We start from the raw sequence: 24,836 nt of genomic DNA on the forward strand, positions 1-24,836 counted from the left end.
ATAAAAACAGTTTGAAAGGAGTAAACAAATGAAATTACCTGAAAATTTCGGAGAGAATGTTTTTAACGATGCGGTGCAAAAGGATACTTTGCCCAGTGATACGTACAAAGCATTACGCGCAACCATAGAGGAAGGTAAACCACTGGATACTGCTATTGCGGGCTCTGTAGCTTCCGCTATGAAAAAGTGGGCAATATCGAAGGGCGCGACACATTTCACGCATTGGTTTCAGCCGCTTACGGGGCTTACCGCCGAAAAGCACGACAGCTTCATAGAGCCCGAAAGCGATCACGTTATAATGAAATTTTCGGGTAAAAATTTAATAGTGGGCGAACCCGACGCGTCGAGTTTTCCGTCTGGTGGATCACGTGCAACGTATATGGCGCGCGGCTATACGGCGTGGGATCCGACGTCGCCCGCATTTGTGAAAGACGGAACGCTTTACATACCGTCTATTTTCGTATCGTACACCGGCGAAACGCTTGATAAAAAAGCCCCGCTGTTAAAATCCATGTCGGCGCTCGACAAACAAGCAAAGAGAATATTGAAGTTATTCGGTATAGAGTGCAAAAAGGTTGCTACTACAGTAGGTCCGGAACAGGAGTATTTCCTTATTTCGGCAGAGGACTACGAAAGGAGAAAAGATTTGCGCTTATGCGGAAGGACTCTTTTCGGTGCACCGGCTTCGCGTGGGCAAGAGCTTGAAGATCACTATTTCGGTGTGCTTAAACCCGCAATTTCGGCATACATGCGCGATTTGGACGCCGAACTGTGGAGTTACGGGATTCTATCCAAAACCAAGCATAACGAGGTGGCTCCCGCGCAACACGAAATGGCTCCGGTATTCACTACGAGCAATATTTCGGTCGACGCCAATATGCTCACTATGGAAATCATGAAAAAGGTTGCCGAAAAGCACGGGCTTGTTTGTCTTTTGCACGAAAAGCCTTTTGAGGGGATAAACGGCAGCGGCAAGCATAACAATTGGTCGATGTCTACCGATACGGGCTTAAATCTCCTTAATCCGGGTAAAGAGCCGGAGAATAATACGCTTTTCAAACTGGTGCTTGCGGCGGTTATTAAGTCTGTGGATGATTATCAGGGAATTTTGCGTGCGTCGGTTGCTTCTGCCGGCAACGATCACAGATTGGGTGCAAACGAAGCGCCGCCCGCAATTATATCGGTTTATCTCGGCGATCAACTGGGAGCGCTTGTCGATTGTATTGTAAAAGGGGAAAGCTATGTTCCCGTCAAGGCGGAAAAAGGCAGTATAGGCGTTCCGGAAAGTCCTATATTTCCAAAAGATGCAACCGACAGAAACCGTACGTCGCCGTTTGCGTTTACCGGCAATAAATTCGAATTCCGTATGCCCGGCTCACAAGCAAACGTTGCCGATCCTAACATTGTGTTGAACACAATCGTTGCCGACGCCTTTGCTGCTTTTGCCGATGAGCTCGAGAAAGCGAAAGATATCGAAGCTGCGGCGAATAAAATCATCAAGCGCGAGTTAAAGGCGCATTATCGTATTATTTTCAACCTTGACGGCTACGGTCCCGATTGGGAACCCGAAGCGGCGAAAAGAGGACTTTTGAACAACAAAAACACAGCCGATGCGGTGCCTGTATTCTTTGAAAAGAAAAATATAGACGTATTTGTTCGTAACGGTGTTTATACCGAGCAGGAAGCGGTTGCGCGAGGCGAAGTCGCACTCGAAAACTACAGTAAGATAATCAATATAGAAGCGCTTACTATGCTCGATATGGCAAAACAAGATATTATACCCGCTCTTTCCGATTACGTTGCGAAGCTCAGCGCAAATCTCACGACAAAGAAGTCGGCGGTAAGCGGTGCGCCTTCGCTTGCGGAAACCACTCTTATTACCGAGCTTGCGACGCTTAATGACAAATTGTTTACGGCGGTGCGCAAATTGGAAGGCGATTTGGCGAACATAGATAAAGACGACGTAAGAGCCGCATCCAAAGCGATGGCTCATACGATTATTCCCGATATGGAAGACGTGCGCACGGTAGCGGACGAAGCCGAAAAACTTGCGGCAAGCAACTATTGGCCGTATCCTTCATACAGTGATATGTTATACAGAGTTAAATATGCAAAATAAGTTATCGGAAATTATGAAATGGTTGTGCCGGTACAAAGATAATACACAGTGTCGCGGCGTAGTCATTGGAATAAGTGGGGGCAAAGACAGCACAACGGTTGCTATGCTTGCAAAGAAAGTTTGGGGTGACAAAGTATTCGGCGTACTCATGCCGAACGGAATTCAAAAAGATATAGACGATGCATTTAATATAGTTAAGACTCTTGGCATCGAACATTGTGTCGTCAATATCAATACTACTTACAACTCACTTGTCAACGCGGTCGAGAATTGCCGTTGTATTACCGATAAGGCAAAGACGAATGTCGCGCCGAGACTTCGAATGACCGTTTTGTATGCGATTGCTCAGTCGCTCGGATATAGGGTTATCGGTACCGGTAACGCAAGTGAAGCATATGTAGGTTGGACAACCAAATGGGGTGACGGCGCATACGACTTCAATCCCATCGCACATTTAACCTGTACGGAAGTTATGGCTCTCGGTGAACTGCTTGCCGATCAATTCGGATTGGATAAAAAGTATGTTGTAAAGACGCCGTCGGACGGCTTGTGCGGTAAGACCGATGAAGATAGCTTTGGGTTTACCTATGTCGCTCTCGATGACTATATAAGCGGCGATATGACAAACATCGATTATGAAACCGTTCGCAAGATTGAGCAAATGCATCAAGCGTCGGAGCATAAAAGAAATATGCCTGCCACATTAAAATAGTATTACATTTTTAGGAGAAAATATATGTTGGACGAACAAATCTATGCACTTGTCGGTGACTATGCTTTCAGCATTTGGTTTCTGATAGGTGCCGCACTCGTGTTCTTTATGCAATGCGGCTTTGCAATGGTGGAGACGGGCTTTACCCGTGCCAAGAATGCAGGCAACATTATAATGAAGAACTTGATGGACTTCTGTATCGGTACGGTTGTGTTTATGCTTCTCGGCTTTTCTCTGCTCATAGGGCAGGAGGCGGTCGGAGGCTTTATAGGCGTGCCCACGATGGGACTGTTCAGCGACTTTTCAACTTTCGTTGCCGAAAATGCTTCGAGCTTTGTTTTTAACCTTGTATTCTGTGCAACTGCGGCGACTATTGTTTCGGGCGCAATGGCAGAGCGTACGCGTTTTATTTCTTACTGCATCTATTCGGCGCTCATTTCTCTCGTAGTTTATCCCGTGGAAGCGGGTTGGGTTTGGGGCAACGGCTGGCTTGTAAATTTGGGATTTGTCGATTTCGCCGGCTCGGCTTGTATCCACACCGTAGGCGGTATCGCTGCACTTATCGGTGCAATTATGCTCAAACCCCGTATCGGTAAGTACGAACGCAATGCGGAAGGAAAAGTTATAAAGGTTAACGCGATTCAAGGTCACAGCCTGACGCTCGGCGCACTCGGCTGTTTCATCCTTTGGTTCGGTTGGTACGGCTTCAACGGCGCGGCGGCGACGTCGTTAAGCTCACTTGCTAACATCTTTCTGACAACAACCATAGCGCCGGCTATTGCAACAGTCGTGTGTATGATATTCACTTGGATCAAGAACAAAAAGCCAGATGTGTCTATGTGCCTTAACGCATCGCTTGCCGGACTTGTGGCGATTACCGCAGGCTGCTATACCGTTGACGCTCTTGGCGCAACGGTAATCGGCGCGGTTTCGGGAATTCTTGTTGTTGTCGTGGCGGAACTGTTGGATAAAAAATTGCATATAGACGACCCCGTGGGGGCTGTTGCGGTACACTGTGCAAACGGCATATGGGGAACAATCGCGGTCGGTTTCTTTGCTTGCGTAGATTTCCAAAGCGGTGCGGCGGGTATTGATGCTGCGGGGAATCTTATCGACAAGTCAATGCTTGGTGTGTTCTACGGCGGAAACGGATATTTGCTCGGCATACAGCTTGCGGGTGTTCTTGCAATTATAGCGTGGACCGTTGTGTTGATGATTCTCATCTTTGGTGGTATCAAGTATATTCCTGTAATGATCAAAGAAAAATGCGGGCTTATTAAGGCAATCAAGATCGGCAAGACATGGAATGGGCTTCGTGCTTCGGCAGACGACGAAGTGGCGGGACTGGATATTTCCGAACACGGGCTTGACAGTGCGTACGCAGACTTTTTACCCACTGCGCCTTCCTATGACGGCGAGGGCGCAACTGTGGATGTAAGCGGAGTTCAGCCTGCAAATATAGAGCTTGTTCCTAACACAGCCGAAAGCTACACTAAAGTAACGATTATTACCGGCCAAGACAAGTTCCTAACGCTCAAAGACGCTATGGCACAGATAGGCGTTACAGGCATGACGGTTTCTACCGTAATGGGTTGCGGAGCGCAAAGCGGCAAGACGGGGCAATACAGAGGCGTTAAAACTTCTATGCACCTTCTTCCCAAAATTCAAGTGGAGGTTGTTGTTTCCGAAGTCGATCCCAAGCTTGTGGTTGCCGTAGCGCAAAAGGTTCTTGCCGACGGAAATTATGGCGCGGGTAAGATTTTTGTAAGCAACGTAGAAAATGTGATGCGCGTTCGCACTGGCGAGACGGGCAAAGCGGCACTCTCCAACGAGGTTACAGACTAACAATTTTGCTCACAATCAAATTATTCGGGAGCCGTGCAGTATTATTTGGCTGTGCGGCTTTCGGGTACTTAGAAATCGAGCGAAAAAAAGGATAAATATAATGTTTAAGAGTAATTTGAACAATGCACCGCTTGAAGGTGAAGTAAGGGTCCTTTCCGGCTGTGCGGTCAGCGCAATTATAGACAGAAGCGGCAAGACAATGACGGGCGAAAATATCATACGCTCGATAGCTACAATGCACGATCGCTCCAACGGTTTGGGCGGCGGATTTGCAGGCTACGGAATTTATCCCGATTATAAGGATTATTATGCGTTTCATCTGTTTTATAACGATTTTCAGTCGAGGAAGGAAACGGAAGATTTTTTGAATAAACATTTTGAAATCGTCTATTCGTCTGAGATGAAAACACGCAAAATAAAGAGCATAACAAACGTGCCGATTATCTACCGTTACTTTTTGTATCCGCTTTCGAAAAAGCTGAACAATTCGCTTATGGATGAAGAGCAGTACGTTGTAAAATGCGTAAATCGAATAAACGCCGAAATAGACGGCGCGTTCGTATTTTCGAGCGGAAAAAATATGGGCATTTTCAAGGGCGTCGGCTACCCGGAGGACATAGGTAAGTTTTATCTGCTGGATGAGGAATATAGAGGGTATGCGTGGACGGCACACGGCAGATATCCGACAAATACTCCCGGATGGTGGGGTGGCGCGCATCCATTCGGGCTTTTGGATTATTCCGTAGTTCATAACGGCGAAATATCCTCTTATGACGCGAACAGGCGGTATATCGAAATGTTCGGATATAAGTGCTCGCTACAAACGGATACGGAAGTTATAACATACATAATCGACTACCTTATCCGCGTGAAAAAATTGACTTTACAAGAGATCGCAAAAGTGATTTCCGCGTCGTTCTGGTCTACTATCGAAGAAAAGAGCGAGGAGGAAAAGCGCGAGGAAACCTTTTTGAGAAAGGCGTTTCCGTCGCTTTTGATCAACGGACCGTTCTCCATTATTTTCGGTTTTAAAGGCGGAATTATGGCTCTCAACGATAGGTTAAAGCTACGCTCTATGGTTTGCGCCGAAAAAGGCGATCTCGCATATATATCGTCGGAAGAGTGCGGAATTCGCGTAATTGAGCCTGATCTCGATAAGATTTTCGCACCGGCGGGCGGACAGCCTGTAATTTATACATTAAGGGAGGACGAATAATATGGATACGTTCATTCCTAACGAATACGAGGTCGTTCGTAATGCGGAATATTGCATCGGTTGTCGTGTGTGCGAAAGGCAATGTGCGAACAGCGTACATAAATTCGATAATGATTTGGGCAAGATGATTGCCGACAGCAGTAAATGCGTAAATTGTCACAGGTGCGTCTGTCTGTGTCATACGCACGCAATAAAAATCGTCAAGTCGGATGATGTTTATCGAGTCAATGCCAATTGGTCTATGCAGACAATGAATGAGGTGTACAGACAGGCAAACTCGGGCGGTGTGCTTCTTTCGTCTATGGGCAATCCCAACGATTATCCCAAATATTTCGATAAAATTTTGGTAAACGCATCGCAAGTAACCAATCCATCGATAGATCCTTTGCGCGAGCCTATGGAAACCTGCGTATATCTCGGCAAAAAGGATGCGGAAATCAAGCGCGACAATCAAGGTAGACTTATAGACACGCTTGCGCCCCAATTGAAGCTCAATATGCCGATTATGTTTTCGGCAATGAGCTACGGATCTATTTCCTATAACGCTCACGAAAGTTTGGCGCGTGCCGCCGAAGAGCTAGGTATTTTTTATAACACGGGCGAGGGCGGATTGCATAAAGACTTTTACAAGTACGGGAACAACACGATAGTGCAGGTGGCTTCGGGTAGGTTCGGCGTACACGCCGATTATCTTGCGGCTGCCGCGGCAATCGAAATAAAGATGGGGCAAGGCGCAAAACCCGGTATAGGCGGACATCTTCCCGGAATAAAAATTTCCGATGACGTTTCAAAAACGCGAATGATACCTAAGGGCGTGGACGCCATTTCTCCCGCTCCGCACCACGATATTTATTCGATAGAAGATTTGCGGCAGCTGATTTACACTCTCAAGGAGGCAACCGATTACCGTAAGCCTATCATAGTGAAGATCGCCGCCGTACACAATGTTGCGGCTATTGCGTCGGGCGTGGCGCGCTCGGGCGCAGATATAATAGCAATAGACGGATTTCGCGGCGGTACGGGCGCGGCGCCCACAAGAATACGCGACAACGTAGGTATTCCCATAGAGCTTGCTCTTGCCCGTGTGGACGAACGACTACGGCAGGAAGGAATACGCGACAGCGTTTCGGTCGTGGTTGCCGGGTCTATTCATTCGAGTGCGGACGTAGTTAAGGCAATCGCTCTTGGTGCCGATGCGTGTTATATCGGAACGGCGGCACTTTTGGCGCTCGGCTGTCATTTGTGTCGTAGTTGTCACACCGGCAAATGTAATTGGGGCATAGCTACCCAACGTCCCGATTTGGTAAAGCGTCTCAATCCCGATATCGGCTATAAGCGGCTTGTCAATCTCATAACCGCGTGGAATCACGAAATAAAAGAAATGATGGGCGGTATGGGGTTGAATTCTATCGAAGCGCTCCGTGGAAATAGGTTGATGCTTCGCGGCGTAGGACTGAATGACGCCGAGTTAAAGGTGCTCGGGATACGTCACGCAGGCGAGGATATGTGAGGGAAGCGGATATGAAAAGAATTTATGTCAACGAAAACTGTTGCCTTGGCTGTAAGCTGTGCGAATACGAATGTATGTTTGCCGGCTCCGGCTTGGACGAAATGTTTAAGCTGAAAGGAAAATTAGACCGATACGTTCCGAAAATCAAGGTAGAGGGCGATGACGGGGTAGACGTCCATTTCGCCGTCAATTGTCGCCATTGCACGAACGCGATATGCGTGCAAAGCTGTATTGCGGGCGCGCTTTCTAAGTCGGATGACGGTATGGTGGTGATAGATAAGAATAAGTGCGTCGGCTGTTTCACTTGCGTGCTTGTTTGTCCGTTCGGTGCTATTATGCCGGATGCGAGCGGAAAGGCGGCGCAAAAATGTATGCTTTGCACCGACAACGGCAGGGATATGCCAACTTGCGTAAAGTATTGTCCGAACGGTGCAATCGTATTCGAGGAGCGTGATTGAAATGAAATACGTTATTATAGGCAATTCCACGGCGGGCATCGCCGCAATCGAGGGAATACGCACGATTGACAAGTCGGGCGATATAACAGTCGTTTCGTCGGAAAAGCATCACTGCTACGGCAGACCTACGATATCTTATTATTTGAAAGGCGATATAAAGCGAGAGGATATGCTTTACCGTCCCGTAGATTTTTACGAGAAAATGGGCGTAAAGTTAATGCTTGGTGAAACGGCAACGGAAATCAACACCGCCGACAAACAAGTTGTTTTAAAGAGCGGAAAGAACGTCGAGTACGATAAGCTCCTCGTTGCAACGGGTTCGCGCCCGTTCGTGCCGAAAATGGATGGGATAGACAAAGTTAAAAAAGTTTTTAACTTTATGACATACGACGATATGCTCGCGCTTGAAAGTGTACTTGCAAAAGACAAAAGCGTGCTTGTGGTCGGTGCGGGGCTTATAGGCTTGAAATGTGTCGAAGGTATTTTGGAAAGGGTGAGAAGCGTTACCGTGGTCGATCTTGCCGACAGAGTTCTTCCGTCGGTATTGGATAGCGAGGGTGCGGCGTTTGTGCAGAACAAATTGCAGGAGCGTGGTATAAAATTTGTGCTCAGCGACAGAGTTACAGAGTTTGCCGAAAAATATGCAAAACTAAAAAGCGGAATGGAAATCCCGTTTGATATTCTGGTTATAGCCGTTGGCGTTGTTCCGAACGCGGAGCTTGTAAAGGATGCCGGCGGCGATTGCAATAGGGGAATAGTCATAGATGCGCAATGTAAGACTTCGCTTACCGACGTCTATGCGGCAGGCGATTGTGCGGAGGGTTACGACAGTTCGATTGACAAGAATCGCGTGCTCGCTATTCTTCCCAATGCGTATTTTCAAGGCAGGTGCGCAGGAATAAATTTGGCGGGCGAAGAAAACTCTTTCGAAATAGGTATTCCGATGAACGCCGTAGGCTTTTTCGGGTTGCACGTTTTAAGTGCGGGAGTATATGAGGGCGAGTGTTTGCAAGAAAAGTATAAAGACGGTTATAAAAAATTGTTTGTTAAGAATAACCGGCTTGTCGGTTTTATTTTAATCGGAAATATAGCACGAGCGGGAATATACACTTCGCTTATCCGTAATAAAACCGATTTGAACACGTTGGACAAAGCTTTGCTATTTGATGAGCCGCAGCTTATGGCGTTTTCCGAGGAAACGAGAAAATGCAAACTTGCAAGGATGGTGTAATATGGTAATCAATATTGACGAGAATATGAATTTTCAAATGCTCAATAAAAGAATACGAGATGCGGTAGATAAAGAAACTGTTTTGAACGGTTGTATCGGTCAACGCTATATAGGCACGGGGGTATCGGATAAAAAGATAGTCATAAACGGTACTCCCGGCAACGCATTGGGCGCGTATCTTAACGGTGGCGAGATCTATGTCTATGCTAACGCGCAGGACGCTACGGGCGACACTATGAACAGCGGTACGATAGTTATACACGGTAATGCCGGCGACGCTACCGGTTACGCTATGCGCGGCGGCAAAATTTATGTTCACGGCAATACAGGCTACCGTGCAGGTATTCATATGAAAGCGTATATGGAATACAAGCCGGTCATCGTAATAGGCGGTCGAGCGGGATCGTTTCTTGGGGAATATCAGGCGGGGGGAATTATCGTCGTACTCGGTCAAAATGACGACGGTTTGCCTATAATAAACAATTTTTGCGGTACGGGTATGCACGGCGGTAAAATATATTTACGCTGTAAAAGTTTGCCACATAGAATTCCGTCGCAAGTGCGCGCCGAAAAGTTATGCGGCAACAAAGATGCTGAGCTGATAGGAATAATAGATGACTATTGCAAATATTTTGATGATATGAACGCCGACCATTTGCTCGACGCCGACTATTTTGTGCTGACGCCGAACAGCGAAAATCCGTATAAACGTATGTACACCGATAATTGAAAAGTTTACAAAATTTATTTTATGTGATATGATATGAGCATGATTGATTTCGAATTATATAAGTTATTTTATACTGTGGCAAAATACGGCAGTCTGAGCAAGGCGGCGGAAGAACTGTTTATCTCACAGCCTGCGGCATCTCAGTCTATTAAACGATTGGAAGAATTGCTTGATACTCCGTTATTCAATCGTATGCATCACGGAATGGAGCTTTCCGCTCAGGGCGGAAAAATCATATTCGATGATGTAGAGCAAGCTATTAAGTTGCTTTATGGAGTGGAACAAAAGCTTGCCGCACTCAAACAGAATGCGACAGGCACGATACGCATAGGTGCTTCGGAGACAATTTTTCAATACATTCTGTCAGAGAAAATCGTTGAATATAACAAGCTTTTTTCGCAAGTGAAAATCGAGCTTATATCCGATGTTTCACCTAAAATCTTTGCGCTTATGAAGAAGAATGAATGTGATATCGGTTTTGTTAACTTGCCGATTGCAGACGACGAAGATATTGTTATAGACAAGTCGATAGTGTTTCTGAACGACATATTTATCGGCGGTGAACGGTTTTCCGAACTTAAAGGAAAAGAGTTGAGTGTGAGAGATTTGCAAAAATATCCGTTGTTGCTTATGGAAGAACATACGGTATCGCGTGAATCAGTAAACAACTACGGAGTGAGTCACGGCGTTAATTTTAAGCCTGCGGTTGAAGTAAACAGCTGGGGATTTATGAAAAAGCTCGTTATCGACGGTATGGGCATAGGCTGTATCCCACGCGAGTATGCATTGAATAGGCTAAAAGAAGGCTCGCTGTTCGAGCTAAATGTAATTCCTTCCTTGCCGGTCCGTTCGGTAGGAATGGCACTCCCGAAAAACGTAAATATGACGTTTGCGTTGCAGTCGTTTATCAATCTTTTTTTATGAGGATGAAATAAGAATGTACTTTGATTGAAATTATTCAAGCGTTTAATCTGTCTGATAAATAGGCAGAAAACAACTTAATAAACGGTTAAAGGGAGTCGGAACTTACTGACTTCCTTTTTCGTGCGCCGAATATTAAAATCAGATAAAATTTTCAATTGACCATCAACTTTTAGTGTTTTCAAGCGCTTTATTATGGAGGGAAAATTTGTAAGGATACCCAACCAAAATGTGATTTTCGTGGCTTATATATGGGTAGCAAAAATTAGAATTTGGTGAAATTTAATAACAGGCAGTGAACTTTGGTGATTTTAATGGCTTTATTATAGAGGGAAAAATTATTTTTCTAAAATGCCCTTACAATAGGGACGAAATTTAGTATTAGTAAGTGAAGGACAAAATTTAATTATGCCGTAGAGGAGGTGGTGCTTATGCGCTAACAGTAGACTTGCAAGCGGTCTTAAAATGCTTGTAACAAATAAAACTTTATGGAGGAACAATGGAACAAAAACAATTAAAGCAGTTTACTTTCTACGACTTGTATTGGGATTTAATTAAGCAATCGGACGACTCTTCGGCAGGGCGTATGGTGCGGAATATTTGTCAGTATATGTTTACCGATGACGAAGTAACCGAGCCGCAAGACGACAAAGAAAACTTCTTTTGGAGTAACATAGTGGACTTGTTGGAAGAAGATAAACAAATCGAATTGAGCGGCAAACAACCGAAAAATCTCAATGCTAAAATGCGGCACTTTACGTTCGTGGATACATACTACAAAGCAATCAAGCTGATGACCGAAGCGGAGAGCGGACAGTACGTGAAGGCAATTTGCGAGTATATGTTCAACGACACGGAAAGGAAATTGAAATCGCCCGTGGACGCATACTTCGCGCTTGCCAAACGGAAATTGGGACTGTCGAGAACGCGAAAGAAAATAGGCTCGGTAGGCGGTAAGCAAGAGCGCATAAAGGTAACGGACGAGCAAGTGGAAACGGCTACGAAAACGGAATGCGGCGTGTCTTTTGAAGAATTTATGAGTATGCGCCCGAACGTGCAAAACGACTTGTATGCTTCGCGGCAACACCTATTGAACGGCATAGATTGGGCGTGGTTGGACATCGGTATGGACAGACAGCCGCAATGGAAAAGGTGTAACAGTTTGTATCAGCTTTTAACTCACTACAAGGAAATCGTAAAAGACGTATAGACGGAGCAAAAGCGGAAGCAAATAGGGAGCTAATAACGCGAGAAAGGAAGCAGGCTAAGGGTTTTCAGTTTGAGGACTGAAAACCGCCCGCCGTAAACGGCGGTTGCGAAGTGGGATACCCACCTTCGCGCGGCGTTCGCCGCAAAGAAATTACGACCACAGGAGGAACAAAACATAGGAACACAACCGGTAATATTCGATATAGCTTATACGCCGTATAAGTTACCGAGAAATGCAACGGCAGAGGAAAGGGCAAAGCACGAGAAACAACGCGCTTTCTACGATATGTCCGGCGCAGACAATATCTACAATTACATAACTACGGAAGGCAAGATATACGGCGAGGAAGCGAAGAAATTCACAATGCTCGAATACTTGCAAAAGAGTACGGGCGTATTCAACCAAGACGGAATGCTAACAAAAGAGCAAGTAAAGGAAATGAAGCGGCGAGCGCAAACGGGCGAGAAGAATTTGTGGCACGGATTTATATCGTTCAACAAAGAGAACTCACAGCAAATAGACGATCCCGAAAAGTGTATCGCACTCATAAGGCAAACCTTCGGGCAATTTTTTAAGGACGCGGGCTTCAATCCCGACAATATGGACTTATTGTGCGCATTGCATTTAGACCGTCCCGAACACTTGCATATACACTATATGTTTTGGGAGAAAGAGCCGAGAGTAAAGAATCAACGAGCGGCAGGGTATAAGTATCGAGCGAAAGGCAAAATACAAATGTCGGCAATAGACAAAATGACGGAAAGGCTGAACGCCTATACCATCGACGACGACCTTGCAAAGAAGCGTAAGAAAGTCATAGACGAATTGACGAGAACGAGCAACGAATATGACGTTGCACATCTCAACGATATACTGCGCCGATGGCTGAAAGAACTTGCCGACGAATTACCGAAGGACAAGCCGTTATGGTACGGAAGCAAGGGGCTTGCCGAACATCGCCCGAAGATAGATTTGGTAGCCGAGTGGCTCATAGATTTGGACGATAAAACACGCGAAGCCGACCACGCATTTAGGAAAGAACTTCGAGAAAAAGAGCAAGCATTGAAGGGCATAATGGGCAACTATTATAAACAGCGATTGGAAATAGAAAAGCGGCAAATGGAAGCCGTGCCGAACTTCGTTGACCATCAATGCATAAAGACAATACACACCATAGACCGATTGGAGTGGGATTATAGGCGTAGGCTCGGCAATATCGTTCTCAAAAAGGTGCGTGAGATACAAAGGGAAACGTATAAGAGAAATCCACGCAGGAAGTACAAGACGAACGATAAAAACCTAAAACGGCGGCTTGCTATATCCCATAGAAAAGTGCGCGGCATAATGGACGGATTGTTCGGCTCGGTAGCGGAATTGTTCTCGCCCGAAACAACGAACTACCGCAATCGTTTACGCGAAATAGAAGAAGAAATGCAAGCGGAGTATGAAAAAGAAAATCGTCCACAGGAAACGGAACAACCTAAGCCGACAAACAGCAAATGGGATTGGGGGAAATAATATGTAAAAAACAAGCCAAAGTCGTATTAACATTCCGTAAACGCTTGACTCTAAAATCTAACTGTGCTAAAATATACTAAATCGTATATATACGACGCAAAATATTTACGGAGATTTGTTTATGGAAAAGAAAGACAGAGCGGTAAAAGACAAGCGTTACGAGGATAAGCACAAAGAAGAAAGAAAAGCCAAGTGTATGGTATGGGGAACGAGCGTACCGAGAGAGAAAGCCGAGAGAATAAACGAGTTTTTGAAAAGATACGGCTACACGAAGGTACAACTAATCGAAGCGGGATATGAAGAATTGTTAGCCCGACACGACACCGACTTTGCAAAGCTCAAAGACGGTTACGATGACTTTTTCGGTTTTGAGGAAGTCGATAAAAAGAAAACCGAATAACTTTAAATCTTTTCGCAAAAGGAGGAAAACGCGATGAAGAGAGAACATAGTATTCAAAGCTATAAGGACGCGGAGTAATTCCGAGTTACCGTCCGAATAAGTAGTATTGGAGAAAAAACAAATCAGTTATTTAAAGAACTACGGCGGCACGGAATATGTGGTAATAGCAACCGAGAGCCGCGCCGCGAAAGAAACGGTAACGGGGAAACTGAAAAAAGTTTTATTACAGGACTTGTCCGAAAGGGTGCGTTCGGAAGGAGAAAATCTATGAACGTAGCAAAATCGGAAACTTATAACAAATACAACGACGGAGGTGAAGAAATAACCGCCTTGTACAGTAGGTTGAGTTGCGACGACGACCAAAACGGCGATAGCAACAGTATCGTACACCAAAAAGAAATGCTCGGCAAATATGCGCAGGAACACGGTATGCCTAATCCGCAATTCTATGTGGATGACGGATATGGCGGAACGAACTTCAACCGCCCCGATTTTCAAAATATGATAAGAGATATAGAATCGGGCAAAGTAACTACGGTTATAGTCAAAGATATGTCGCGCTTCGGTAGAGATTATCTGAAAGTAGGTTACTACACGGAAATCTTTTTCGGAGAGAGAAACGTACACTTTATAGCCGTGAACGACGGAGTAGACAACAACAATGAGTACGACAGCGATTTTACGCCGTTTAGGAACATCATCAACGAGTGGTACGCAAAGGACACGAGCAAGAAAGTACGCGCGGTATTAAAGGCGAAAGGCAATTCGGGAAAGCCGCTATGCAACTGCCCGCCGTATGGGTATTACAAAGACCCGACGAATAAGGACAAATTGCTTGTGGACGAGTACGGTGCAAACGTGGTACGGGAAATTTATTCGCTTTGTTTGCAAGGTTACGGTCCGACGCAGATAGCGCGGATATTGACTGCGCGCGGCGTAGATTCGCCCGTAGTATGGAAAAGCAAAATCGGCGTAAAGTACAGTTTGGAAAAGTTTGAAACGCCGGAAATATGGAGTACGCGAGCGGTAATCGGAATACTGTCCAACCCGTTGTATCTCGGACATACCGTGAACTTTCGCACAAGCAAGAAATCGTACAAGAGCAAGCAAATCATATTCCGTCCGAAAGAAGATTGGGTAGTGTTCGAGAATACGCACGAAGCGATAATCGACCAAGATACTTTCGATACGGTACAGCGACTGCGCGAGAGTAAACGCAGACCCGCGAGATTGGGCGAGATGAGCGTATTTTCGGGACTGCTGTTTTGCGCCGACTGCGGCAAGAAGATGTATCTTAACCGTTGCAAGGAATACAAGCAATATGACAAAGCGCGTTTTGTTTGCGGAACATACCGTAAAGGCACGGCTAAAAACAGAGGCTGTACGTCGCATTCCATAACGCTTGACGCGGTGGAACAAATCGTACTTGCGGACTTACAAAGAGTGCTTGCTATGGCGAAAACGAACGAAAAGGAATTTGCGGAACTGTTACAAAGCAATTATAACAAGGAAGCCAAACGAGATTTAACCGCAAAGGCGAAAGAGTTTGACGAGAGCGAACGGCGCATAAAGGAATTAGACAGTATCATACAGCGAGTGTACGAGGACAACATAAACGGTAAAATATCCGATGAGCGGTTTAAGAAAATGACGCAATCCTACGAGGACGAGCAAGCCGAATTGACGGAAAGGGTAAAGGTACTTCGGCGAGAGTTGGAAGCGGCAAAAGAGCAAAGCGACGGTACGGACAAATTCTTGCGGCTTGTGAGAAAGTACACCGAGATAACCGAACTTACGCCCGAAATAGTGCGGACGTTTATTGAAAAAATAATCGTCCACGAAAAAGAGAAAGTAGACGGTAAACGTCGGCAAACAGTAGAGATAATTTATAACTGCGTGGGAGCAATTCCATACAGCGAGTAAAAAAGGGTAGAGAGTGGCGTAGCCGTTTGCGCTACGCCATATATCTACCAAAACAACCTAAATTATCCCTATGGAACAAATAGGAAGCAATAGCTTATAATAATTTTTGATAACTTTTAATATTTTATAATAGTTTTTTGGGGCGGGGCGGGGAATTATACCGATTCGAGGAGCATTTTGTCGGCAACGAGCGCGATAAATTCTCCGTTGGTGGGCTTTTCGTTGCGGTTGTATACTCTAACGCCGAAAAGGGAGTTTATGTTTTCTATCTTGCCCCTGTTCCATGCTACCTCTATTGCGTGACGAATGGCGCGTTCTACTTTGGAGGGGCTTGTGTCGAACTTTTCCGCAACTTCGGGATAAAGTTTCTTTGTTATGCTGTTTATAATTTCGGGATTGTCTATCGCGAGCTTGATTGCTTCGCGCAAAAATTGATAACCCTTTATGTGCGCGGGTATGCCTACCGTGATGAAAATGTTGCTTATCTTTTCTTCGAGCGAGCGGTTCTTGGGTTTGGCGGCGGCGCGTGCGGCGGTGCGTTCATCTGCAGGCGCGGATACCGAAACGGGCGCGGGCGAAATGAGTTCCATTATGCGCTTTCTCAGGTTTTCCGCGCTCGCGGGCTTGAGCATGTAGTAGTCCGCGCCGAGGTTCATTGCTTTGGATATAAACGCGTCTTGACTGAGCGCGCTCAGTATGAGAATTTTGGAGTCGGCTTTTTCAATGCGCTCCAAAACCTCGAAACCGTCTATGCCGGGCATAACGAGGTCGAGCACGAGCACGTTAGGGCGAACTTTGCCGAAAGTTTCAATCGCCGCTTCGCCCGTTTTGGCAACAGCCGCTATTTCGCAGTCGTTATCAGCCGCAAAGAATTCTTTAAGGCTTGCAAGGAGTTCTTCGTTGTCATCAACCAACATAATTCGTGTTTTCATGTTAACATTTTGTCCTTTTAATTTATTTTCCGATAGCATTATACAACTTTTAAGCAACCGTTGCCAAACGATGAGCGTGTCGAACAATTGCGGAATAATGCGATAAATGAGTTGTTTTGTCAAATGCGAAATTTGCTTAAATCTCTTGACAATTGCGCCCCTTTATAGTATAATACTTTAGCATCGTAGCGAGGTGTAGCGCAGTTTGGTAGCGCGCTTGGTTAGGGACCAAGAGGCCGCGAGTTCAAGTCTCGCCACTTCGACCACAGAGAGCAAAAAGCCCCGAGGCAATAAGAAAGTTATCGGGGCTTTTGTAATAGCCCCGAATTCGGCGCAATCACGCCGATTTTTATGTTTTGTTTACAATTTTATATTTACTTGTTTAACTTAAGTCCGCCGAGCACCTCGGTTATATCTTCGGGGTTTTTCGAGGTGAACGTTAAGAAATACTTATAGCCGCCGTGCTCGAACTTTGCGTAAGCTATGTTTTTGTCAGGCGTTACGCTGTACGAATAAGAAATTAAATCGTTTGAGCCTGTTTTATCGAGATTTTCGAAATCTTCACTGTTAGCAAGCGTATAATTATTTACGAAAACAATAGAAACCTCTAAAAGATTTTCATCTAAAAAAGTTGTATAAGAGCTATAAACAAGTTTTTTTGAATTTTTGTCATGGTATACGTCAAACTCGGTATTGCTCAAATCGGTTTGAGGTAACAATACTTTATGCGTTGCGGTAAATTCAGAATATGAAATGATGGTATTTTCAAGGTTTTCGTCATTATATTTTATAGGGTCGGACGATTTGCCGGGAATAAAAACCAAACATAACGTAACTATCAATGCCGCGGCTACGGTGGAAACTACGGAAAAGAAAGCGATTTTCTTTGTTTTCGTTTTTTGCTCGGCAGGCTTCGGCGCGGGTTCGAGCTTTATTTGAGAGAGCCTGTTTTTGAACTCTTCCGAAACCTCGATTTCTTCTTCGAGCGTTTCGTTGTAAAGCCGCAGTTTTTCCATTACGAATTTTTCATCTTTGTTCATATATGTATCCTCTTTTTAATATATTTCTATTCCTATTGCGTGATTGAACGTTTCGTTATCGTTCAATCGCATATAGCCGCGTTTTATCCATGTGTTTCCCGTGCAAACGCTTAAGTAAGAGTCTTTGCGGAACATTATATTGTTGCTGTTGTAATATTCTATTTCCATAAAGCCGCTTGCCGCCATTGCATGATTTGTTTTGTAATAAGCTATATTCAATCTATCGTATTCGTCGTTTGCCAACGGTCCGTTTGTCATGTTGTAACCCGACATAAACACCACAACGGGGCGACCCGTATATATTTCGGTTAGATAAGCACCGATATCGAGTTTGTGATTTTCTACGGTTTCGTAATATTCTGCGTTGTAACCTTGTTGGTTTATATATTTTTTGAGTCCGCTCTTAAAGTTTTCGAATGTAGTGCCGTTTTGCTCCGCCGTTAGCATGTATTTATATAAATCGTTGCTAATAATGGATGTTATTATAGAGTCCTGTATGCGATATTTTATTTTGCCGTTGATTTCGAAGATTGTTTCGTAATCGGGGATAAGATTGGGATAAAAAATATCGTAATACCCGAGCACGTTGCCGCCCGCTATGTTGGCACATGTATTTACATGAGTTGAAGTGTAATAACCGGGGAGTCCGTATTCGAATTCGTAAGAGTCTTTACTGCGGTAAGCGTAAGATATTATATCGGTTGAGCTTGTCCCTCCGTCGGAATATTCGCCGTAGATATCCGACTGTTCGGCGGCGATTGCCAAAGCGGAGTATTCGGCTACGGAGTTGTCGGTAAGGTCGGTGTACGTATCGTTGAAATAATAGAAATACACGAACTTATCTATATATACGGGCAAGCCTTTTGCCTGCGCGAAGGGCGACGGGGTGTTGAAAAACATTTCGGTAATATCGTGGTAGAGGTCGCCGTTGGGAGTTGTGAAATAGGTCATTAGCGCGTAAGCGGGCTCGCCGTTTACGGTGAAGGTGTATTCGTAGCCGCTCGGCGACAGGTCGTAAGCGTATACGTTTCGCCTATTATACTCGCCGTCGGGCTTTTCGCCGAACGCGGCAAGCGTTTGAGTCAGGTAGTCTGCGGGGTCTTGGTTGGGTTGACTGAGCGCACGCGCCGCAACGGCGGCGGGCAACAAAAGCGCGGCAATCAAACCGAGACAAACGGCAAGCGCAGACAGTTGCCGTCGCCTGTGGGATTTGGTTTGCATTTGAATTGTTTCCTTTTGTGAGTTGGTATATATTAAGACAATCCAAAGGCGCGTTTTTGCTAAGATTTATAAAATTTCTTGAACTTTTTTATCGAATTTTTGTATAAAGTGCGGTTTTTAGACGGCGTAGGCAATATTACGCCGCACATTTCGCGCCAAGAAGCGTTGTTCAAGCGCATAAAAAGAACCCGTTGTTCGTCGGGTCTGAGTTTTGCCAAACAGTCGCGTATGTGCATCATTTCAGCCATGTTATCCGTTGAAACTCCCGATTTGTTTATCAATCGTTCCAGTTTATCCGAGGAAACGGCGGGGCAACGCTTGAGTTGCTTTTGCATGTTATACGCGCGATTGCGCAAAGTTGTATACATCCACGATACCAAGGCGCTTCCGCTGCGGATTGAGCGGCTGTGCTCAACCAACGCTTCCAGCATTTCGCCAACCGCATCCTCGGCATTTGTAATATTATGTAGAATATTGTTAGCAAAATTGAGGGACTTTTTAGAGTACTTATTCACAAAGTACGTATAAGCGGCGTTGTCATTGTTTTGGATTGCGCGAAGCATAGCCTCCGCGTCCAAATTTTCCGTATCGCTCATAATAATCCGTTATAACCTCATTTTGCCGCGCAGTATATACGCTCGGCAAGACAACAAATATACCAAATTTTGGCTGCAAAGTCAATCTTTTTATCGGCGATTATCGAAAATTATCAAAAAAAGAAAAAAACTATTATAAATTATCATAAATAATCATAAATAATCGAAAACAAACAATAAAAATGAAAACTTTTTGCTTTTTTGGGAAAGTTTTCATTTTGATATTGACATGGCGGTATTAGTTTTGTATAATGGTAACGGAGGCGATATAATGGAGCTTATAGAACGCAACGATTATTTGGATTGGCTCGAAAAGTACCGCGACAAAAAAGTTATAAAAGTTATAACGGGTTTGCGCAGGGCGGGCAAATCCACTATTTTCGATTTATATATAAACAGGCTAATAAAAAGCGGCGTGGGCGTAGAGCGAATTGTAAAGATAAATTTCGAAGAGCTTGAAAACGAAACTTTGCGCGACAGGACCGTTCTTTACAATTATATAATGCAAAAATACGATTCAAGCAACAAACTGTACGTTTTTCTCGACGAGGTGCAGAGGGTGGACGGATTTGAGGAAGCGGTAGACAGTTTGTTTGTGAAAGATGGCGTCGACCTATATATAACGGGTTCTAACGCAAAGTTTTTATCGTCGGAAATAGCCACGTTGCTTACGGGGCGATACGTGGAAATAAACGTGTTGCCGCTGTCGTTCAAAGAGTATTACGGGCATTTCGGCAAAGGCGGCAAAGACAAGCGCGAGCTGTTTATGGATTATATCACGTTCGGCGCGCTTCCCGGAATTTTTATGTTCGATAACGGCAGCGCCGAACAGCGCGAATATACCGAGAGCGTATATAAAACCGTTTTGGAAAAAGACGTTTTGTTGAGAAATTCCGCGGCAAGCAAACAGCTTGTGGAAAACATATTGAGTTATCTCGTGTATAACATAGGGTGCTTAACGTCGGTAAAACGCATTACCGACACTCTCAATTCCAACGGCACAAAAGTGGCGTATAACACCGTGGCGAAATATTTCGAAACGCTTCAAGACTGTTTCTTTGTGTATAAAGCCGACCGCTACGACGTGACGGGCAAAGAGTATTTGAAAATGATTAACAAATACTACATTACCGATTTCGGATTTAAGTATTATATACTCAACAACAAAACGCTCGAACTTTCGCAGATACTCGAAAATCTCGTATTTCTGGAATTGAAACGGCGCAGATACAAAATCGCAACGGGCAAGGTTGCCGAAAAAGAGGTGGACTTTGTAATAAAGGACGGGAGCGACGGAATAAAGTACGTTCAAGTTGCGGTTACCGTTATGCCCGAAGACAAGCTGAAACAGGAGTTGCGCCCTTTTTACGAGGTGAAAGACAACTATTCCAAATTTATAATCACGCTCGACGATTTTTACGTTAAAGACCACGACGGCATTACAACGGTAAACGCGCTCGATTTTCTTTTGGGAAAAGAATTAAGCTCTTGACTTATTTTGCGCGGTTTGATATAATGTGATAAAAGGGATTATATATTGTAAAACTCTAAACACACCATATAGAGGAGTGGAAATATGGTAAAAACCAAAAGAAAAATCGGGGCTATCCTTATTACCGCAATACTTGCCGTGGCTTTGGCTACGGGAATGTTTTGTTTTGCGAGAGGGGGAACGATTTCCGCGTTTGCCGAGGGCGATGAAAACGCCACGGAATATGCGGTTTTCGTTGTCGGCGACGGCACTGACTCGTATATACCGCATGCGGACGGTGAAAAAATCGTTTTCGGGAGCGCGGAGGGCCGCGAAATAGCGGTGCCTAAGGTTGTGAGTAACGTTGAGGGCGTTACAACCGTGTATTTGCGTATCGATATTGTTTCAAACGTGAGAACCGAACCGCTCATTAAATTTTACTGGGTGGACAATACGGGAATTTACATAGACAAAGGGACGGACAGCCATTCGCCCGCCGACGGGTATCACGGCAAAGGCGAAGAGGTAACTTGGGCAACCGAGATGGCTTCACTTTATGCTGTTAACGGCGAAGCGCAGAGCGGCAAATACACCATGACTTTTACGTTGCCGCAAGAACAAGCGGTTGAGCTCGAAAAAACGGGCAAGCCGTACGCGCCTTTAGAGGTATCTTTCAATATAGAACAGATAGATTTGAACGGCGTTGATACCGACGATAACAAAAACTTTTATAGAGCCGAGCCTGTAAATGCTACTATTATTTACGGGCAGAGCACTCCCACCGTTAAAATAGAGAAGAAAAGCGGGACGGGCGCAAGCGCGACTTACACGGAAGACGAAACCGTAACTTTCGATTACGGCAACCGCAACAACCTCGACGCGGGCAGTCAAGTGCCAGTAACCGTTAAGGGTACGGGTAACTACAAGGGCGAGTTTACCGTAAGGTTCGAGATTAAAAGAGCGGGCAACAAATTAGGCGTATCGCTGAGTTCTTGGGACTACGGCGCGTTTGCCGCCGACAAAAACAAGATAGCGGTAAACGCCACGGAGGGTGCGGAGAAAACGCAATACACCGTGACGAGGAAAAACGAACAAGGCGGATTCGAAGAGTTCGACGACGTGCTTACCGATTTTTTGCTTGAAAACGGCGCGTACACGAACGAGGTAGCCGAAAAACTCAACGGACTTGTCGCGGGCGAATACAGGCTCGAGGCGGAAATACAGGAAAATGAAATAAAAAATCATAAGGGCATAGAGTATTTGCACAGCGATGGTATTAACGGATATCCGTTCGAGGTGCATAAAACTCGGTACGCGCACCCCGTGCTCACGCTCATAGCGGGAGTGAACGACACCTACTCGGGCGGCGAACTTTCCATGATAATAAACGGGTTCGACTCGCGGTTTATGGATATTTCGTTTACGGGCATTAGGTGGCAAGACGGCGTGCTTTACGCGACGGACGCGGGCACTTACACGGCAACGATTACCATAACCAACGAAAACTGCGAGTGGGCGGACAATGCGGAGAGCGTAACGCTCAAGTGGACGGTTAACCCCAAAGTTCTTACTCGCCCCACCGACGACCGCACCGACTTTACCATAAACGGCTCTGACCAAACCTACAATCCCGCAGGGTTCGACGACCGCTACATGACCATAACGGGCAACGTGCGCGACGACGCGGGCACAACGGTTGTAACCGTGGAACTTAAAGACAAGAAAAACTACGTATGGGACAACGGCAGTACCGACGCGATTACGTTCGGTTGGCACATAGACACCGCCGACGTTGCGTTTGCGGTAACGGTGTGCGTGCTCGCCGCGCTCATACTCGCGTGCGCCGCCGTAGCGGTGATGCAGTTTATAAGTCATCGCCAACGCATGACGGTGTTTGCCGAGATAGGCGAAAGGCAACGGCGCGAACCCGAGGAGTTAAATGAAAATAACGCCGACGGCGAGCCGAACAACGAGGGAGGGAACGAATAATGAAAACGGGATTGACTCTTTCTATGATATTCACCGCAGGTCAGCTCGCATTTATTATAGTGCTTGCCGTTCTCGTACTGATGGCAATAGGCGTAAACGTGCTTTTCGGAGTTATGTGGCGGCTCAACGCCGAACGCGCCATGCACAACGAAGACCTTAAGAACAAGCGCGAGGCGTTGCTCGACAAGCTCGCGTATCTCAATTCGGGCGGAGAGGCCGCGCCGCAGAACTGGATAGACTTTGCCATGTTCGGCGACGATGACGACGAAACGGCCGAGCCGGAGAGCTACGGCGAAATAGCGGCGGGAGTTCAGCCGCCCAACACCGTGGAGCTTGCGGTGGGCGAAATGTCGGCGCGTGCGCGTGCGAAAATGGGACTCAAAGCCAAAGTGTTCGACAACAAGCGTTACTTTGTGCGCTACTCGCTCGGGTTCGACGCGAAACTCAGATTTTCGGACGACGACACAAAGGCGCAGTACGCCGCCATTATGGACGAAATAAAGTCTTACTCGGGCGCGGTTATAGAAGAAGATTTCGGGTGCCGCAGGGTGTTTGCAAACAAGGAGCTTGCGGCGAAGATAAGTTTTATGGGCAAGCGTTTGGGAGTGGCTCTCGCACTCGACCCCAAAGAGTACGCGGGCGGCAAGTTCGATATAGAAGACAAGTCGGACAAAAAGAGTTTTGCCAAAACGCCGCTGTTGGTGCGCGTTAAAAACGCCGACAACGCCGACGACGTGCGGCAGTTGCTTGCGTTTGTTGCGCAAAAGTTCTCGCTTGAGAAGAACGCTACGCAAAAGGGCAGATACGACTTATCCGAGCGCACGCGCGACGAACTCATTGCGCACGGCTCGGTACGCGTAGTCCTCATGGGCGAGGCGGAATAGTTTTGTAACCCCTGTCATTGCGAGCGACCGTTTCGGTTACATGTCATTGCGAGCGACCGTTTCGGTTACGTGTCATTGCGAGCGAGTGAAACGAGCGAAGCAATCCCATACATGAGGAAATGACAGTAACTGTACTTGTACCATGCAGGGGATTGCCGCGGGCACTGCGTGCCCTCGCAATGACAAAGAATATAAACGTATGGGATTGCCGAGGGTGCAAGCACCCTCGCAATGACAATTAACATAAACACAAAAAAAGGAGAAAGGAACAATGTCTAAAAAAGGCGAACTTAAAAAAGCCATAGCGCAAAGCCGCGAGGAGATTGAACAGCTCGAGCGCAAACTCGGCAGAAGCCAAGTGGCTATAATAGAAGCCATAATTTCGCAAGCCAAGCCGAGCGATAAAGATATAGAATATTTCCGCACGTATGCCGAGCTTATAGACGTAGAGCGCGAAAATCTTCAAAAGCTCAACGAGGAACTCAAAAATCTTTAACAGCAAAAAACGCCGCATCAGCAAGCGGCGTTTTTCGGTTTGGTCGGCGTATTCAGTCTTTAACGTAGGTTAGGCAAACAACCTCGTGCGCGCCTTGGTTCATAACGGTGATGCCGTTTGACACACAGCGGTTGTCTTTGTTGAAAATACATTTCGCGTTGCACGCAACCGAGGTGTCTACGCTGTAGTTTGCGGGTATGAAGTCCGCCGCCGCTTCAAACATGGAATTGCGTTTCTTTTCGTCGGGCGAATAGGTAAGGCAGTCGGTGTTTGTGCTCACGTCTATGCTCTTTGCGCAGCAGCAATAGCCTTTGTTGAATTTGCATTCTTTCAAGCCGCATTTAATGTCTTTCACTTTGGGTTTTCTCCTTATAAATTTATTTACCCGTTTAGTGTTGCCGAAATCGGCGCAAG

22 protein-coding genes and 1 tRNA gene are annotated in these 24,836 nt (G+C 45.8%); 18 read left to right on the forward strand and 5 right to left on the reverse strand.

The features are described 5' to 3' along the window. Positions 1–28: 28 nt before the first annotated feature. From NFR55_RS02375 to NFR55_RS02435, 13 genes are all read left to right on the forward strand, one after another. Positions 29–2,119, forward strand: a complete 2,091-nt coding sequence (locus NFR55_RS02375) for a glutamine synthetase III family protein (RefSeq protein ID WP_251545857.1) — start codon at positions 29–31, stop codon at positions 2,117–2,119. Beyond that, positions 2,109–2,831 (forward strand): NAD(+) synthase, encoded by a 723-nt coding sequence (gene nadE / locus NFR55_RS02380; RefSeq protein ID WP_251545859.1) that lies wholly within the window; start codon positions 2,109–2,111, stop codon positions 2,829–2,831. Before NFR55_RS02375 ends, nadE begins: the two co-directional genes overlap by 11 nt. A gap of 24 nt (positions 2,832–2,855) precedes the next feature. Then, complete coding sequence (locus NFR55_RS02385; protein WP_251545862.1) at positions 2,856–4,676, forward strand: ammonium transporter; 1,821 nt, start codon at positions 2,856–2,858, stop codon at positions 4,674–4,676. A 100-nt stretch (positions 4,677–4,776) separates the two neighbouring features. Then, the gene (locus tag NFR55_RS02390) at positions 4,777–5,892 is read left to right on the forward strand and encodes a class II glutamine amidotransferase (protein WP_251545864.1); all 1,116 of its coding nucleotides are present in this window, start codon (positions 4,777–4,779) and stop codon (positions 5,890–5,892) included. Between the two features lies 1 nt (position 5,893). Further along, positions 5,894–7,402 carry a glutamate synthase-related protein gene (locus NFR55_RS02395; protein WP_251545866.1) on the forward strand — a complete coding sequence of 503 codons (1,509 nt, stop codon included), beginning with the start codon at positions 5,894–5,896 and terminating at the stop codon, positions 7,400–7,402. An 11-nt stretch (positions 7,403–7,413) separates the two neighbouring features. Continuing rightward, positions 7,414–7,860, forward strand: a complete 447-nt coding sequence (locus NFR55_RS02400; protein ID WP_251545868.1) for a 4Fe-4S dicluster domain-containing protein — start codon at positions 7,414–7,416, stop codon at positions 7,858–7,860. A gap of 1 nt (position 7,861) precedes the next feature. Beyond that, positions 7,862–9,091 carry an NAD(P)/FAD-dependent oxidoreductase gene (locus NFR55_RS02405; RefSeq protein ID WP_251545870.1) on the forward strand — a complete coding sequence of 410 codons (1,230 nt, stop codon included), beginning with the start codon at positions 7,862–7,864 and terminating at the stop codon, positions 9,089–9,091. Position 9,092: 1 nt separating this feature from the next. Then, a complete protein-coding gene (locus NFR55_RS02410) occupies positions 9,093–9,821 on the forward strand; it encodes a GltB/FmdC/FwdC-like GXGXG domain-containing protein (protein ID WP_251545871.1) in 729 nt (242 codons plus the stop codon). Between the two features lie 39 nt (positions 9,822–9,860). Further along, complete coding sequence (locus tag NFR55_RS02415) at positions 9,861–10,745, forward strand: LysR family transcriptional regulator (protein WP_251545873.1); 885 nt, start codon at positions 9,861–9,863, stop codon at positions 10,743–10,745. A gap of 496 nt (positions 10,746–11,241) precedes the next feature. Then, positions 11,242–11,952, forward strand: coding sequence for a DUF6291 domain-containing protein (locus NFR55_RS02420; protein WP_251545875.1), 711 nt, complete (start codon positions 11,242–11,244; stop codon positions 11,950–11,952). A 285-nt stretch (positions 11,953–12,237) separates the two neighbouring features. Further along, positions 12,238–13,470 (forward strand): relaxase MobL, encoded by a 1,233-nt coding sequence (locus tag NFR55_RS02425; RefSeq protein ID WP_251545877.1) that lies wholly within the window; start codon positions 12,238–12,240, stop codon positions 13,468–13,470. Positions 13,471–13,591: 121 nt separating this feature from the next. Beyond that, positions 13,592–13,870: a hypothetical protein gene (locus NFR55_RS02430; RefSeq protein WP_251545878.1), complete on the forward strand. Its 279-nt coding sequence runs from the start codon at positions 13,592–13,594 to the stop codon at positions 13,868–13,870. A 267-nt stretch (positions 13,871–14,137) separates the two neighbouring features. Next, a complete protein-coding gene (locus tag NFR55_RS02435; protein WP_251545879.1) occupies positions 14,138–15,793 on the forward strand; it encodes a DUF4368 domain-containing protein in 1,656 nt (551 codons plus the stop codon). Positions 15,794–15,948: 155 nt separating this feature from the next. Here the strand turns inward: NFR55_RS02435 and spo0A are convergent, their stop codons facing one another. Then, on the reverse strand, positions 15,949–16,725 hold the full coding sequence (gene spo0A / locus NFR55_RS02440) for a sporulation transcription factor Spo0A (protein ID WP_251545881.1): 777 nt from the start codon (positions 16,723–16,725) through the stop codon (positions 15,949–15,951). Between the two features lie 189 nt (positions 16,726–16,914). Here spo0A and NFR55_RS02445 point away from each other — a divergent pair. Next, positions 16,915–16,991 (forward strand) — tRNA-Pro (locus tag NFR55_RS02445). 108 nt (positions 16,992–17,099) lie between these two features. Here the strand turns inward: NFR55_RS02445 and NFR55_RS02450 are convergent. The 3 genes from NFR55_RS02450 to NFR55_RS02460 are packed head-to-tail and all read right to left on the reverse strand — an operon-like array spanning position 17,100 to position 19,582. Further along, entirely contained in the window at positions 17,100–17,765 is a 666-nt protein-coding gene (locus NFR55_RS02450) for a hypothetical protein (protein ID WP_251545882.1), read from the reverse strand. Positions 17,766–17,780: 15 nt separating this feature from the next. After that, positions 17,781–18,986: a hypothetical protein gene (locus NFR55_RS02455; RefSeq protein WP_251545884.1), complete on the reverse strand. Its 1,206-nt coding sequence runs from the start codon at positions 18,984–18,986 to the stop codon at positions 17,781–17,783. Positions 18,987–19,045: 59 nt separating this feature from the next. Next, the gene (locus tag NFR55_RS02460) at positions 19,046–19,582 is read right to left on the reverse strand and encodes an RNA polymerase sigma factor (RefSeq protein WP_338052311.1); all 537 of its coding nucleotides are present in this window, start codon (positions 19,580–19,582) and stop codon (positions 19,046–19,048) included. Between the two features lie 229 nt (positions 19,583–19,811). On the opposite strand from NFR55_RS02460, the gene NFR55_RS02465 reads away from it, so the two are divergent. From NFR55_RS02465 to NFR55_RS02480, 4 genes are all read left to right on the forward strand, one after another. Beyond that, on the forward strand, positions 19,812–21,074 hold the full coding sequence (locus tag NFR55_RS02465) for an ATP-binding protein (protein WP_251545886.1): 1,263 nt from the start codon (positions 19,812–19,814) through the stop codon (positions 21,072–21,074). Between the two features lie 84 nt (positions 21,075–21,158). Continuing rightward, positions 21,159–23,042, forward strand: a complete 1,884-nt coding sequence (locus tag NFR55_RS02470) for a hypothetical protein (protein WP_251545888.1) — start codon at positions 21,159–21,161, stop codon at positions 23,040–23,042. Continuing rightward, positions 23,042–23,926, forward strand: coding sequence for a hypothetical protein (locus NFR55_RS02475; protein WP_251545890.1), 885 nt, complete (start codon positions 23,042–23,044; stop codon positions 23,924–23,926). The genes NFR55_RS02470 and NFR55_RS02475 overlap by 1 nt, the downstream gene beginning before the upstream one ends. Positions 23,927–24,197: 271 nt before the next feature. Continuing rightward, positions 24,198–24,422, forward strand: coding sequence for a hypothetical protein (locus NFR55_RS02480; RefSeq protein ID WP_251545892.1), 225 nt, complete (start codon positions 24,198–24,200; stop codon positions 24,420–24,422). A gap of 52 nt (positions 24,423–24,474) precedes the next feature. On the opposite strand, the gene NFR55_RS02485 is transcribed toward NFR55_RS02480, so the two are convergent. Beyond that, positions 24,475–24,777 carry a DUF1540 domain-containing protein gene (locus NFR55_RS02485; RefSeq protein WP_251545894.1) on the reverse strand — a complete coding sequence of 101 codons (303 nt, stop codon included), beginning with the start codon at positions 24,775–24,777 and terminating at the stop codon, positions 24,475–24,477. Positions 24,778–24,836 lie beyond the last annotated feature (59 nt).

The sequence above is a fragment of the Pumilibacter intestinalis genome, assembly GCF_943193005.1.
GTDB classification, from domain to species: domain Bacteria; phylum Bacillota; class Clostridia; order Christensenellales; family Pumilibacteraceae; genus Pumilibacter; species Pumilibacter intestinalis.